The sequence below is a fragment of the Qipengyuania benthica genome (assembly GCF_030717865.1).
Taxonomy (GTDB): Bacteria; Pseudomonadota; Alphaproteobacteria; order Sphingomonadales; family Sphingomonadaceae; genus Qipengyuania; species Qipengyuania benthica.
This window is the reverse complement of sequence record NZ_JAVAIL010000002.1, coordinates 306,023-318,739: the sequence shown is the minus strand read 5'-3', so window position 1 is coordinate 318,739 and position 12,717 is coordinate 306,023. Positions and strand designations below refer to the sequence as shown.

The following is a 12,717-nucleotide window of genomic DNA, read 5'->3' as shown; positions in this document are numbered from 1 at the left end:
CCTGGAGATTGAAATCGGGGGGGTCTTTTCCATGAATTTGCGCTTTTCTCTAGCTACAGCAGCGTCTGTCATCGCGGTGGCCGTCGTCGGGAGCTTTCCTGCGCCGGTTGCGGCCGAAACTCTGGAGGAGACTGCGGCGCGTTTCGGGATCCGCCAGACGGTGCAGCAAATCAGCCTCTCTCCTTCGGGCCAGAAGATCGCCTTCATCGAGCCCGGTCCACAAGGGAGCGAAATCCTCAACGTGATCGATCTCGCCGGAGATGGCACGATCGAACCGATCCTCACCAACAGCGAGCAACGCGCGGATTTGACGCGATGCGACTGGGCTACCGATCAACGTCTGGTTTGCATGATCGACAGCGTCAGCGAAGGTTCGGGGGTGCTGATCGGGTTCTCTCGGGTTTTCGCGGTCGGCCCGGATGGATCCGAGCCAGTGCTGCTCACACCCCCCAACAATATGCGTGCGCTGGGCTATCGACAGGACGGCGGCAGCGTTCTCGCGCTCGATGTCCCGGGCGAAGACGACACCGTCCTGATGACGAAGGAATTCGTTCCGGAGCGGACGATCGGTACCCGTCTCGCCAACGAAGCGAGCGGGCTCGGCGTGGAAGAAGTCAATGTTATCAACGGCCGCCGCAAGAAATTGGAGAACCCGGATAGCGATGCGGTCGACTATATAGCCGATGATACGGGCGCGCTGCGGATGAAGGTGCGTCATCCCAAAGGCGTCGGCGCCAATCTGGGCGACAAGCAGTTTTTCTATTATCGCGACCCGGGCGAATCCAAGTGGAACCTGCTTTCCGAGGTGACTCTCGACGCGCAGAGCGCGGCGGGCTTCATCCCCGTCGCGATCGATTCGCGACGCAACGCGGCTTTCGGGTTCGACACCGTCGAGGGATACACGGGCGTAGTCGAAGTGCCGCTCGATGGCGTCGGCGAACCCAGCATCGTAATGGCGCGCGACGACGTAGACGTGGATCGCCTGATTCGCATCGGGCGCCAACGCCGGGTGGTGGGCGCGAGTTATGCCACCGAGAAGCGGGCGGTCGAATATTTCGATGCCGAGTTGAAGACATTCGCTGCGCAGTTGCAGGCTGCGCTGCCCGGCAAGCCCCTGATCAACATCGTCGGTGCCAATGCGGATGAGAGCCGCCTGCTGATAGTGGCATCGAGCGACGTCGATCCCGGGATGGTCTATCTTTACGATCGCGCCAGCCGCGAATTGAGCGAGGTGATGCCGGTGCGCCAGCATCTCCAGGATCGGACGATGGGCACGATGACGCCCACCTCCTTTCCCGCGGCGGATGGTACGCAAATTCCGGGCTATCTGACATTGCCGCCCGGTTCGGACGGAAAGAATCTCCCCGCGATCGTCCTCCCGCACGGTGGACCGAGCGCGCGCAACGAATGGGGCTTCGACTGGCTGGTGCAGTTCTTCGTCGCGCGTGGCTACGCCGTTCTGCAGCCCAATTATCGCGGTTCCAGCGGCTATGGAAGCGCGTGGTTCGGACGGAACGGCTTTCAGGCTTGGGAAACCGCCATCGGCGACGTCAACGATGCCGGACGCTGGCTGGTCGCAGAGGGGATCGCCGATCCCGACCGTCTGGCCGTCGTGGGCTGGTCCTATGGGGGTTACGCGGCCCTGCAATCGCAAGTGCTCGATCCGTCGCTATACCAGGCCGTGGTGGCGATCGCTCCGGTGACCGACCTCGAGCAATTGCGCGACGATGCCCGCCCCTATACCAGTTCCGCTCTCGTCGACGCTTTCATCGGTCGCGGCCCGCATGTGCGGGCCGGCAGCCCGGCCGAGCATGCGGATAGGTTCGCCGCGCCCGTGATGCTGTTTCACGGGACGCTCGATCAGAACGTCGCAGTGGGCCAGTCGCGGCTGATGGAAAAACGCCTCAAAAGCGCTGGCAAGCCGGTGCAATACGTCGAGTTCGATGGTCTCGACCACTCGCTTTCGGACAGTAGTGCACGCGCCGATATGCTCGAGCAGATCGATATTTTCCTGGGCAGCCGACTGGGCGATTGAGCGCTCGGCCCATTCGCCACCAACAAAAAAGGCGGCCCCTGCGGGCCGCCTTTTCTTTGAAGTCGGTGCTCGCCGATCAGCGCGAGTAGAACTCGACGACCAGATTGGGTTCCATCGTCACCGGATAGGGCACTTCGTCGAGCTTGGGCACGCGGGTGAAGGTCACCTTCTCGGTGCCGTCGGGCGCGACGTAGTCGGGGATGTCGCGCTCGGGCAGGCTCTGCGCTTCGATGATCAGCGCCATGTCCTTGGCCTTGGTGCCCAAGCTGATGACATCGCCCACGTCGCAGCGGCGCGAGGGGATGTTGCACTTCACGCCGTTCACATAGATGTGACCGTGATTGACGATCTGCCGGGCCGACCAAACGGTCGGGGCGAATTTGGCGCGATAGACGATCATGTCCAGGCGGCGCTCGAGGAGGCCGATCAGGTTCTGGCCCGTGTCGCCCTTCATCCGCGTCGCGTCCGAATAGGTGCGCTTGAACTGCTTCTCGGTCACGTCGCCATAGTAGCCCTTGAGCTTCTGCTTGGCGCGCAGCTGCAGGCCGAAATCGCTGACCTTGCTCTTGCGGCGCTGGCCATGCTGACCGGGGCCGTAGGAGCGCTTGTTGACCGGGGAATTCGGACGACCCCAGATGTTTTCGCCCATCCGGCGGTCGAGTTTGTGCTTGGCGCTCTTGCGCTTCGACATAAGTCTTTCCTTCGATTTGCTGTCGCCACCCCGATGGTGGCGCTTGAACCCGGTATCGCACCGCTGGAGCTATTCTCCAGCGCGGCCGCCGCTTCACCGGGGTGCGGAGCCAATTCGCGAAGCGCGCGCCTTAGCAGGCCTGCGCTGCGGGTCAAGATGCGAGATCGGCACTCGACAAATGGGGGAGCGAACGGCAGTGCGCCTCGCCATGACCAGCGATACCAAACGCCCGGAAGACTGCAACGACATGCGCGAGGTGCGCGCCGGCGTCGATGCCACCGATCGCGCGCTGATGGAGATGCTCGACCGTCGCTACGGCTACATGCGCGCCGCCGCGCGGATCAAGCAGGATCGCGGCGCGGTTCGCGACGAGGCGCGCAAGGCCGAGGTGATCGCCAATGCGCGCACCGATGCCGAGGCGCGTGGACTTCCTGCCGACCAGCTGGCGGAAATCTGGGACCGCCTGGTCGAAAGCTCCATCGCCTATGAAGCGCTCGAGTGGGACCGGATCAGAGAGGCCGGCTGAGCCCTCCGGCCCTCTCAATTCCCGCGATTGAATTCGCGCCATTGCTCGCTGGTCATGCACACCCTTTCGCGCTGACGGCTGCCGGTCTGGATGGCCACCCGACGGCAAATCTGCTTTGCTTCGGAAGCCTGCTGGGGCGCCGCTTCCGGTTTCTTTTCGCCCTGGACTTCCTTCTGCGCGGGCTCTGCCGCGGATGCGGGAGCTCCGGTCAGTACGAGCGCGAGTGCAAGCGAGGAGAAAAGGTTGCGCATAATGGGTCCTTGGCAATTCCGGTGTGATTACCGGCGGCTAACCGGCATGGGACCGCACCGCCAGCGAATTGTGCGACCCGGCTCAATCAATCGCGCCGCTTTCGCGCAAGCGTGGTGAGAACTCCGCGCAAAGTCCTCACCTCGAGATGATTCCAGCCCGGCTTGGTGAGTACATTGCGCAGCGTGGTTCGCGTCACTTGCTCGCGGATTTCGGGTTGGAAATAGCCCTTGGGCTCGAGCATCGACTCCAGGTGCCCGATCAGCCCGTCGAGCTCCTCCTGCGGGGCCGGGGGCAGGATTTCCTCGCGCGTGGGCTGGGTAAGGCTGCGGGTCTTGGACCATTCATAGGCGCATATTATCACCGCCTGCGCCAGGTTGAGCGAGCCGAATTCCGGATTGATCGGAACGGTGATGATTGCCCGCGAAAAACCGACGTCCTGGATATCCAGGCCCGAGCGTTCGGGGCCGAACAGCAGCGCGCTCTTACCCGGCGCGGTCGCGATCGTGCCCGCCGCTTCCTTGGGCGTGACCACCGGCTTGGTGATCCCGCGCTTGCGCACCGTGGTGGCATAGACATGCGCGCAATCCGCCACCGCTTCCGCGACGGTATCGAACAGCTGCGCCTCGGCCAGAACGCAATCCGCGCCCGCCGCCGCTGGCCCGGCGCTGGGATTGGGCCAACCATCGCGCGGCGCGACGAGGCGCATCTCGGTAAGGCCAAAATTGAGCATCGCCCGCGCCGCCTTGCCGATGTTTTCGCCCAGCTGCGGCCGGACGAGGACGATGGCGGGGGGCTGCAACCCCTGCGCGTCAGTCACTCGCAATTCCGCCCGACAGTTTTGCGGGCGCGGCGTTCTGCACCGTGCTGGCGAATTCCTCGAAATCGCGCGCTTCGCTGAAATCGCGATAGACGCTGGCGAAGCGGATATAGGCGACGCTGTCGATCTGGCGCAGCCCGTCCATAACCATCTCGCCGATGCGGTTGGATGGGATTTCGGCCTCTCCGGCGGTTTCGACCTGGCGCTGGATGCCCGAGACGAGCTGGTCGATGCGTTCGGGCGCGACATCGCGCTTGCGACAGGCGAGGCTGATCGACTGCTCGAGTTTGCGCCGCTCGAACGGCTCGCGCCGTGCAGCCTCGCCATCGCTGCCCGACTTCACCACCGTCACCTCGCGCAATTGCACGCGTTCGAATGTGGTGAAACGGGCGCCGCAATGCGAACACTGCCGCCGCCGGCGGATTGCGGCATTGTCCTCGGCAGGACGCGAATCCTTAACCTGACTGTCGTCATGGGCACAAAACGGGCAGCGCATTCAGGAGGTTACTTCTTGATCCTGTTGTAGAATGCGAACCCCGCACCCGCGACGAGACCCAAGGGCAGGCTCACCACCGGCAGCAATGCGCCGGCCAGCGCGCCGATTGCGGCTCCCGCCAGCACCGGCTTGGTGGAAGGATGGCTCATCCCGTCCTTCGCCATGCCGGAAATCTCGGCCTTCGCATCATCGACCCAGTTGGGATCGTTCGGATTGTGTTCGCTCATAGTGCTACATCCCTGGATAGACTGGGAAAGCCCGGCACAGTTTACTCACCCGGCTGCGCACGCTTTCCTCCACGCGTTCATCGCCCTCGGGACCGCTGCTGGCAAGCCCATCGACGACTTCGGCGATCAATTTGCCGATCGTGCGGAATTCCTCCGTGCCGAAACCGCGCGTGGTTCCGGCTGGGCTGCCGAGACGCACGCCGCTGGTGACGAAGGGGCTGCGCGTGTCGAAGGGGATGCCGTTCTTGTTGCAGGTGAGCCATGCGCGGTCGAGCCCGGCTTCGGCCGCCTTGCCGGTGACATCCTTGGCGCTGAGATCGACCAGCATCGAATGATTGTCGGTCCCGCCGGAAACCACGCGCAGGCCGTGCTCTTCGAGGCTGGCCGCCAGCGCGCGGGCGTTGTCGACCACGCGCTGGGCGTAATCGGCGAATTCGGGCCGCAAGGCTTCGCGAAAAGCCACCGCCTTGGCGGCGACGACATGCATCAGCGGGCCGCCCTGCATTCCCGGGAACACCGCCATGTCGATCGGCTTGGTGAGCGCCTCGTCGTTCCACAGGATAACGCCCGAGCGCGGACCGCGCAGGCTCTTGTGGGTCGTGGTGGTGACGACATGTGCGTGAGGAACCGGGTTGGGGTGCGCGCCGCCCGCGACCAGGCCCGAGATGTGGCTCATGTCGACCAGCAGATAGGCGCCGACCTCGTCGGCGATTGCGCGGAAGCGCTGCCAGTCCCACACGCGCGAATAGGCGGTGCCGCCGGCGATGATCAGCTTGGGGCGGTGCTCGCGCGCGGTCGCGGCGACCGCATCCATGTCGATCAACTCGTCATCCTGGCGCACGCCGTAGGAGACCGGGTTGAACCATTTGCCGCTCATATTGACCGGCGAGCCGTGGGTGAGATGGCCGCCCGAATTGAGATCGAGCCCCATGAAGGTGTCGCCCGGTTCGAGCAGCGCGAGGAACACCGCCTGGTTCATCTGGCTGCCGCTGTTGGGCTGGACGTTGGCGAACTGGCAGCCGAACAATTCCTTTGCGCGGTCGATCGCCAGCGTCTCGACGACATCGGCATAGTCGCAGCCGCCGTAATAGCGCTTGCCCGGATAGCCTTCGGCATATTTGTTGGTGAAGACGCTGCCGGTCGCCTCGAGCACCGCTCGACTGGCGATGTTCTCGCTCGCAATCAGCTCGATCTTGTCCTGCTGGCGCGCCAGTTCGTTGCGGATCGCCTCGTGAATCTGCGGATCCGCCTGGGCCAGAGTGTCGTGCCAGAAGCCGTCCATCGGGGATGCGTCGGTGGGGGGGGCGGGAGCGGGCTGGGTGCTCATGAGCGGTCCTCGATCTGGGGTGCGGAAAGCTTGTCGACGCGGCGCTGGTGGCGGCCGCCGGCGAACTCGGTGTCGAGAAAGGCCGCGGCACAGGCCTTGGCCATGTCGATGCCCGTGAGCCGCGCGCCCAGCGCGAGGCAATTGGCGTCATTGTGCTCACGGGCCAGCTTTGCCGACAGCGGCTCTGAAACCAGTGCGCACCGCAGAGCGGGATGGCGATTAATCGCGATCGAGATTCCGATCCCCGACCCGCATAGCGCGATGCCGCGCTGCGCCGTGCCATCGGCAACGACCTCCGCGAGGCGATAGCCGAAATCGGGATAATCGACGCTGTCGGTTGTGTCGGGACCAAGATCGGCGACCTCGTGTCCCTCTTCGATCAGCCAGTCGCGCAATGCGGCCTTGAGGTCGAGCGCGGCATGGTCGGAGGCAATGGCGATACGCATGGCGGCCTCATAGGTCAGCGGGGCGATTCTCTCCACCCCGCAAAGCGCGTTTTCGCCCGGGAAGCGCGCCCCCGACAGCAAGCCGCGCTTCAGCCATCGCCGATCTGATCTGCTGGTGCGTGTAGGGTTTCGAAACCGTGGGTATATGGCCGAACTCGTGCGGGTGCGACGCGTCCCCATAACCTGTCGCGAAAACGAAGGGGATGCCGAGCCTTCCCAATAGCTCTCCGACGCCATAGCTCTTCTCGCCATGGACGTTGACGTCGAGCACGGCGAAATCGATCCCGCCCTGCTCGATCGAGGCCGCCGCCTCTGTCACGGACCCAACCATCAGCACCTTAGCGCCGTCGGCAACGAGCATGTCCTCGAGCGCGAAGGCGATGATTGCCTCGTCCTCCAGCAAGAGAATCGTGTTTCCGGCTTCGATCATATCTCTCCCTCGATGCGACAATGCAGTCCGCTACGCTCGTAATCGATCGAAACCGAGCCTCTGCGCCCGCCCAACCCGCTCTGGATCAACCGGCTCCCGAAGCCCTTCCTCTCGGGACGATCGACCGGCGGACCGCCGGATTCCGTCCAGTCCAGCGCAATCGAGATCGGGTCATCCCCGGCCAGCGCGATCCACTCGATTGCGACCCGTCCTTCGGGGACCGACAAAGCGCCGTATTTCAGTGCATTGGTGGCCAGTTCGTGAACGATCATCGCCAGCGCTACCGCTTGTTGGGGGCGAAGCACGAGATCGGGACCCTTGAGCGCACAGCGGAGCGCGGTATCGCCAAGCGCCGCGGCGAGCGATCCTTCGATCAGGCTGCGCACTTCTGCCGATTCCCAATTGCACGACGTCAGCAGATTGTGCGCCGCAGACAGGGCACCCAGCCGCGCCGCAAAGGCATCGCGGCCAGCCCGGTTTCCTTCTTCGAGCCCGAAGGACTGTTGCGCGAGGCCCTGGACGATCGCGAGCGTGTTCTTGACGCGGTGGTTGAGTTCGTGGATCAGGAGCGACTGACGCTGCGCCGCCTCCACCTCCTCGGTCACGTCGTGGCCTTGAACGAAAACTCCGGTGACCTGCCGCTCGCCGTCAAGGATCGGCTGATAGACGAATTCCAGATAGACCTGTTCGGGCTCGGCCCCCGGCTGCATCTGCAGGAACAATTCTTCCTGTCGTCCGAAATAGGGTTCGCCGGTGCGATACACTTCCTCGAGAATCTCGACGAAGCCCTGCTCGACGACCTCGGGCAGGGCCTGTTCGACGGTCAAGCCCACCAGCCGGCGGTTGCCGGTCAGCCGCCGATAGGCCGCATTGGCCATTGCGAAACGCAGTTCGGGACCCAGCAGGACCGCAGTGAAGCCGGGCGTGTTCTCAAGCAGATTGCGCAGTTTGCGCGTTTCTTCGGAAAGGTCGCGATTGCGCGTTTCGACCTGCTGCGCGCGTTCGAACACCCGCATTTCCTCGCGCATCCCGCGCAGCTCGTGCAGCTCGCTGATATCGACTGTGTGCTGGAGGATGTGGGTTACGGTGCCGGCATCGTCCTTCAGAGGCGTGTGCGTCGCGCTCCAGTAGCGTTCCACCATCGTCCCGTCGGCCTGCTCGATATCGTAACGGATATGTGCGATCTCGTCGGTCTCGCCGCTGTCAAGGACCCGTTCGAAGGAGGAGCGGAGCTGACGGTTGCTTTCCGAGGCCGGCGCGCTCGGGAAAGCATCGAACATAGGGCGCCCGAGGATTTCCGCGCGGGTCCGGCCAGTGGTCTGCAGATAGGAATCGTTCATCCATACGATCACGAGATCGCGATCGAGCACCACATAGGGATTGGGCGACCGTTCGAACAAAGCTTCGAAGTCGAGGCCTGGACATCCGGCCGCCCGTCGGCTGGCCGGACCCACAGGTGGTTGCCCTTCTGAGGTCTGCACCAATCTGCCTTCGTCGATCCGCGCCAACCTACTGGTCGAGGAAGCTGCGCATCTTCCGGCTGCGGCTGGGGTGCTTGAGCTTGCGCAGTGCCTTGGCCTCGATCTGACGGATGCGTTCGCGGGTGACCGAGAACTGCTGCCCGACCTCTTCCAGCGTATGATCGGTGTTCATGCCGATGCCGAAGCGCATCCGCAGCACGCGTTCCTCGCGGGGAGTGAGGCTGGCGAGGACGCGGGTGACGGTTTCCTTGAGGTTCGCCTGGATCGCGGCATCCACCGGGATGATCGCGTTCTTGTCCTCGATGAAATCGCCCAGATGCGAATCCTCCTCGTCGCCGATCGGCGTTTCGAGGGAGATCGGCTCCTTCGCGATCTTCATCACCTTGCGGACCTTCTCGAGCGGCATTGAAAGCCGCGCGGCCATCTCTTCCGGTGTCGGTTCGCGGCCTTCCTCGTGGAGGAACTGGCGAGAAGTGCGGACCAGCTTGTTGATCGTCTCGATCATGTGGACCGGGATGCGGATGGTTCTTGCCTGATCAGCAATACTGCGAGTGATCGCCTGACGGATCCACCAGGTGGCATAGGTGCTGAACTTGTAGCCGCGGCGGTATTCGAATTTGTCGACCGCCTTCATCAGGCCGATATTGCCCTCCTGGATCAGGTCGAGGAACTGAAGCCCGCGATTGGTGTATTTCTTGGCGATGGAAATAACGAGGCGCAGATTGGCCTCGACCATTTCCTTCTTGGCGATGCGCGCCTCGCGCTCGCCCTTCTGCACCATGTTGACGATGCGGCGGAACTCGGGGAGCGCCATTCCGGTCTGGCTGGCGATATCGCTGATCTCGGTGCGGATGCGATCGATCGCATCGGCTTCCTTTTCGGCGAAGGCCGCCCACTTCTTGTCCTTCTTGACCCGCGAGGTCAGCCAGTCGTCGTCCATCTCATTGCCGATATAGGCATCGAGGAAATCGACCCGCTTGACCTTGTGGCGCTCGGCCAAGCGCAGCATCTGCCCGCCCAGCGCGGTCAGGCGACGGTTGAAGGCATAGAGATTGTCGACCAGAAATTCGATCTTGTTGGCGTGGAACTGGACGCTCTCGACCTCGGCGGTGAGCTGCTCGCGCAGCGCCTCGTATTTCCTTTCCTTGGCGGCAGGGAAATCCTCGCCGCGAGCGAGCAGGTCGACGCGCTCGCCCTGGAGCTTCTCGAATTTCTTGAACAGATCCTTGATGCGGGCGAAGCGTTCGATGGCGTCGGGCTTGAGCGCGGCTTCCATCTGAGCAAGGGACATGGTGTTGTCCTCTTCCTCGTCGTCGTCCTTCTTGGCCGAGCCTTCCTCGCCGTCCTCGTCCTCGGAATCGCTGTCGTCGTCCTCGTCCTCGTCGTCTTCGCGGATGGTGGGGCCGGCGGTTTCCTCGGAGATCTCGCCGTCGTCGTCATCCTCGGAATCCTCGGCCATCTTGTCGGCCGGGGGCTCCTTGGAGAGCATGGCGTCGAGATCGAGGATCTCGCGCAGCTGCATTTCCTCGGAGTTGAGCGCTTCGGACCAGTGGATGATCGCGTGGAAGGTGATCGGGCTTTCGCACAGACCCATGATCATCATGTCGCGCCCCGCCTCGATCCGCTTGGCGATGGCGATTTCGCCCTCGCGGCTGAGCAGTTCGACCGCGCCCATCTCGCGCAGGTACATGCGCACCGGATCGTCGGTACGTTCGCCCACGGCGAGTTTCTTGGTGACGTTGGTGGTGGGCTTCTTGGGGTCCTTCTTGTCGCCGGTGGTGGCGATTTCCTCGACCTCGTCGTCGCGGTCGGCCTCGGCCTCGGCTTCCGCTTCCTCGTCGTTCTCGACGATCTGGACGCCCATTTCGCTCAGGGCGGTCTGGATATCCTCGATCTGGTCCGGGCTCATTTCGGCCGAAGGCAGGCCATCGTTGAGCTCGTCATAGGTGACGTAGCCCTTCTTCTTCGCCTTCGCGATGAGCTTCTTGATCGATGCCTCGTTGAGGTCGATCAGGGGAGCGTCTTCCTTTTCGGCGGTCTTCGACTTGCTGGCCATATGTGTCGCGTCAGTCCGTATTGTGGGCCGCACCCGCTCAATCGGCGGGGCGGCTGTCTGATTCCTGCCGGGCCCTGCTGGCCCGCTTGCTTGCCATTTGCCCGAGTCGCGCCTCGAATTCCAGCTTGCGCCTGAGCAGGCGCTGCTGCTCGGCGAAAGCGCCTTCGGGATCGCTTTCGAAACGCGCCGTGGCATCGGCCAAGGCGGCTTCGAGCGCGGGTCTCTCGACCAGCAACGACACGGCTTCGGCCAGCTCCTCGCGCGCATCAACCGGGTCTGTGCCTTCATCGAGGAAGGCGAAACGAGATGTTTCCGGTGGGGCAGGCAGGCCTTGGATAGGCGATATGGGCGATCCGCCGGACGAATCAAGCGCTTCCGCCGCTTCGAGCAGCAAATCGATCGCCGGACCGACATTTTGGTCACGCATCGCGAGATCGCTCAAGCCCTCTTCGTGGCGGACGATCTGGTCGGGGAAGCGCGCCAGACCGGCGATCACCGCCGCCGCCAGCGAATCGCGGGCGCCGCCCGAGATGACATGACGCAGTCGTGCTGCGGCTTCCGGTGCAAGCGTGGGAGCGGGGCGGGGCGGTCCGCCCTTCTTCCAAGGTGCGCGCGGGGTCCATTCGCGCTTGGGAAAGGCAAAGGCGGAGAATCGCTCGGTCAGTTCGCGGCGATAGAGCGCGCGGATATCGGGATCCTGGATCGCTTCGGTGTGGTCGAGCAGACGCTGCTTGAGCCCGGCCTTGTCCTCGGGCGAGGCGAGCGGCGCAGCATCGCTCTCGAACTGCCACAGCGTCTCGAGCAGGCTGCGAGCATCGACGAGCAGGTTCTCCAACGCCTGCCGCCCTTCCTGGCGGAGCAGATCGTCGGGATCGAGGCCGGAGGGCAATTGCACGATCGCCAGCGAATGCGAGGGGCGCAGCAGGGGCAGCGCGCGCTCGATCGCGCGCATCGCCGCCCGCTGACCGGCGGCATCGCCATCGAAGCACAGGATCGGCCGCTCGACATGACGCCAGAGCAGTTCGAGCTGTTGCTCGGTCAGGGCGGTGCCCATCGGCGCCACCGCCTCGCCGATCCCCGCCTCGGCGAGGGCGATCACATCCATATAGCCCTCGACCACGATCATCCGCCCCGACTGGCGCGCGGCGGGCGCGGCACGGTGGAGGTTGTAGAGCGTGCGCCCCTTGTCGAACAAAGGCGTGTCGGGGCTGTTGAGATATTTGGGCGCCTTGGGATTGCTCGTCGCATCCAGCATCCGCCCCCCAAAGGCGATCACCCGCCCGCGCGCATCCTGGATCGGCAGCATCAGCCGGTCGCGGAAACGATCGTAGGGATCGCGTTCCTCGACCGCGATCCGCATCCCCGCCTCGACCAGCAGCGGCTCCTCGAACCGCGCCAGCGCGCGCCCCAGCGCCTGTCGGCCTTCTGGCGCATAGCCGAAGCCGAATTCGCGCATGGTCGCCGGCGAGAATCCGCGCTTGGCGAGATAGGCGCGCGCCGCCGCCCCGTCGGCCGAGCGCAGATTATCGACGAACCATTCCTGTGCCGCCGCGGTGACATCCTGCAGACCGGCGCGCTCCTCGGCGCGGCGGGCGGATTGCGGATCGGGGGCCGGGACCTCCATCCCCGCCTCGACCGCCAGTTCCTTGACCGCATCCATGAACGCGAGCCCGCGCTGGTCGGTCATCCAGCGGATCGCATCGCCATGCGCCCCGCAGCCGAAGCAATGATAGAAGCCCTTGGCATCGTTGATGGTGAAGCTGGGGGTCTTCTCGTCGTGGAACGGGCAGCACGCCTTGAACTCGCGTCCTGCCTTCTGCAGTCGCACATGGCGCCCGATGACGGTGCTGAGCGTAATCCGCGCCCGCAATTCGTCCAGCCATTGGGGGGAAAGTGCCATCGGCGCAGCCTAGTGCCGTTCCGCCCCGACCGC

The 12,717-nt window shown here is 64.1% G+C and carries 13 protein-coding genes; 2 read left to right on the top strand and 11 right to left on the bottom strand.

Annotated elements, in window-relative coordinates:
• Positions 1 to 31 precede the first annotated feature (31 nt).
• Positions 32 to 2,035 carry an alpha/beta hydrolase family protein gene (locus Q9K01_RS06845; protein WP_305929472.1) on the top strand — a complete coding sequence of 668 codons (2,004 nt, stop codon included), beginning with the start codon at positions 32 to 34 and terminating at the stop codon, positions 2,033 to 2,035.
• Between the two features lie 76 nt (positions 2,036 to 2,111).
• Here Q9K01_RS06845 and rpsD read toward each other — a convergent pair whose 3' ends face one another.
• Positions 2,112 to 2,726: a 30S ribosomal protein S4 gene (gene rpsD / locus Q9K01_RS06840; protein ID WP_305929471.1), complete on the bottom strand. Its 615-nt coding sequence runs from the start codon at positions 2,724 to 2,726 to the stop codon at positions 2,112 to 2,114.
• Positions 2,727 to 2,934: 208 nt separating this feature from the next.
• Between rpsD and Q9K01_RS06835 the strand changes: the two genes are divergently transcribed.
• Positions 2,935 to 3,252, top strand: a complete 318-nt coding sequence (locus Q9K01_RS06835; RefSeq protein ID WP_305929470.1) for a chorismate mutase — start codon at positions 2,935 to 2,937, stop codon at positions 3,250 to 3,252.
• A gap of 14 nt (positions 3,253 to 3,266) precedes the next feature.
• On the opposite strand, the gene Q9K01_RS06830 is transcribed toward Q9K01_RS06835, so the two are convergent.
• The 10 genes from Q9K01_RS06830 to dnaG form a co-directional block, all read right to left on the bottom strand.
• Positions 3,267 to 3,503: a hypothetical protein gene (locus tag Q9K01_RS06830; RefSeq protein ID WP_305929469.1), complete on the bottom strand. Its 237-nt coding sequence runs from the start codon at positions 3,501 to 3,503 to the stop codon at positions 3,267 to 3,269.
• An 86-nt stretch (positions 3,504 to 3,589) separates the two neighbouring features.
• Positions 3,590 to 4,321: an RNA methyltransferase gene (locus Q9K01_RS06825; RefSeq protein WP_305929468.1), complete on the bottom strand. Its 732-nt coding sequence runs from the start codon at positions 4,319 to 4,321 to the stop codon at positions 3,590 to 3,592.
• Positions 4,314 to 4,817, bottom strand: coding sequence for a transcriptional regulator NrdR (nrdR, locus tag Q9K01_RS06820; protein WP_305929467.1), 504 nt, complete (start codon positions 4,815 to 4,817; stop codon positions 4,314 to 4,316). Before nrdR ends, Q9K01_RS06825 begins: the two co-directional genes overlap by 8 nt.
• Positions 4,818 to 4,825: 8 nt before the next feature.
• On the bottom strand, positions 4,826 to 5,044 hold the full coding sequence (locus tag Q9K01_RS06815; RefSeq protein WP_305929466.1) for a hypothetical protein: 219 nt from the start codon (positions 5,042 to 5,044) through the stop codon (positions 4,826 to 4,828).
• A 4-nt stretch (positions 5,045 to 5,048) separates the two neighbouring features.
• Positions 5,049 to 6,371, bottom strand: coding sequence for a serine hydroxymethyltransferase (glyA, locus tag Q9K01_RS06810; protein ID WP_305929465.1), 1,323 nt, complete (start codon positions 6,369 to 6,371; stop codon positions 5,049 to 5,051).
• A complete protein-coding gene (rpiB, locus tag Q9K01_RS06805) occupies positions 6,368 to 6,817 on the bottom strand; it encodes a ribose 5-phosphate isomerase B (protein WP_305929464.1) in 450 nt (149 codons plus the stop codon). Before rpiB ends, glyA begins: the two co-directional genes overlap by 4 nt.
• Before the next feature lie 7 nt (positions 6,818 to 6,824).
• Positions 6,825 to 7,247, bottom strand: coding sequence for a response regulator (locus tag Q9K01_RS06800; protein ID WP_305929463.1), 423 nt, complete (start codon positions 7,245 to 7,247; stop codon positions 6,825 to 6,827).
• Positions 7,244 to 8,647, bottom strand: a complete 1,404-nt coding sequence (locus Q9K01_RS06795) for a PAS domain-containing protein (protein WP_305929462.1) — start codon at positions 8,645 to 8,647, stop codon at positions 7,244 to 7,246. The genes Q9K01_RS06800 and Q9K01_RS06795 overlap by 4 nt, the downstream gene beginning before the upstream one ends.
• Positions 8,648 to 8,756: 109 nt before the next feature.
• Positions 8,757 to 10,784 (bottom strand): RNA polymerase sigma factor RpoD, encoded by a 2,028-nt coding sequence (gene rpoD, locus Q9K01_RS06790; protein ID WP_305929461.1) that lies wholly within the window; start codon positions 10,782 to 10,784, stop codon positions 8,757 to 8,759.
• 37 nt (positions 10,785 to 10,821) lie between these two features.
• Positions 10,822 to 12,684 (bottom strand): DNA primase, encoded by a 1,863-nt coding sequence (gene dnaG, locus Q9K01_RS06785; protein ID WP_305929460.1) that lies wholly within the window; start codon positions 12,682 to 12,684, stop codon positions 10,822 to 10,824.
• Positions 12,685 to 12,717 lie beyond the last annotated feature (33 nt).

What these genes read in the sequence shown, in the direction of transcription:
- Q9K01_RS06845 (WP_305929472.1), top strand. Translation starts at nt 32, where the DNA reads ATGAATTTGCGCTTTTCTCTAGCTACAGCAGCGTCTGTCATCGCGGTG.
- rpsD (WP_305929471.1), bottom strand. Translation starts at nt 2,726, where the DNA reads ATGTCGAAGCGCAAGAGCGCCAAGCACAAACTCGACCGCCGGATGGGC.
- Q9K01_RS06835 (WP_305929470.1), top strand. Translation starts at nt 2,935, where the DNA reads ATGACCAGCGATACCAAACGCCCGGAAGACTGCAACGACATGCGCGAG.
- Q9K01_RS06830 (WP_305929469.1), bottom strand. Translation starts at nt 3,503, where the DNA reads ATGCGCAACCTTTTCTCCTCGCTTGCACTCGCGCTCGTACTGACCGGA.
- nrdR (WP_305929467.1), bottom strand. Translation starts at nt 4,817, where the DNA reads ATGCGCTGCCCGTTTTGTGCCCATGACGACAGTCAGGTTAAGGATTCG.
- Q9K01_RS06815 (WP_305929466.1), bottom strand. Translation starts at nt 5,044, where the DNA reads ATGAGCGAACACAATCCGAACGATCCCAACTGGGTCGATGATGCGAAG.
- glyA (WP_305929465.1), bottom strand. Translation starts at nt 6,371, where the DNA reads ATGAGCACCCAGCCCGCTCCCGCCCCCCCCACCGACGCATCCCCGATG.
- rpiB (WP_305929464.1), bottom strand. Translation starts at nt 6,817, where the DNA reads ATGCGTATCGCCATTGCCTCCGACCATGCCGCGCTCGACCTCAAGGCC.
- Q9K01_RS06800 (WP_305929463.1), bottom strand. Translation starts at nt 7,247, where the DNA reads ATGATCGAAGCCGGAAACACGATTCTCTTGCTGGAGGACGAGGCAATC.
- rpoD (WP_305929461.1), bottom strand. Translation starts at nt 10,784, where the DNA reads ATGGCCAGCAAGTCGAAGACCGCCGAAAAGGAAGACGCTCCCCTGATC.
- dnaG (WP_305929460.1), bottom strand. Translation starts at nt 12,684, where the DNA reads ATGGCACTTTCCCCCCAATGGCTGGACGAATTGCGGGCGCGGATTACG.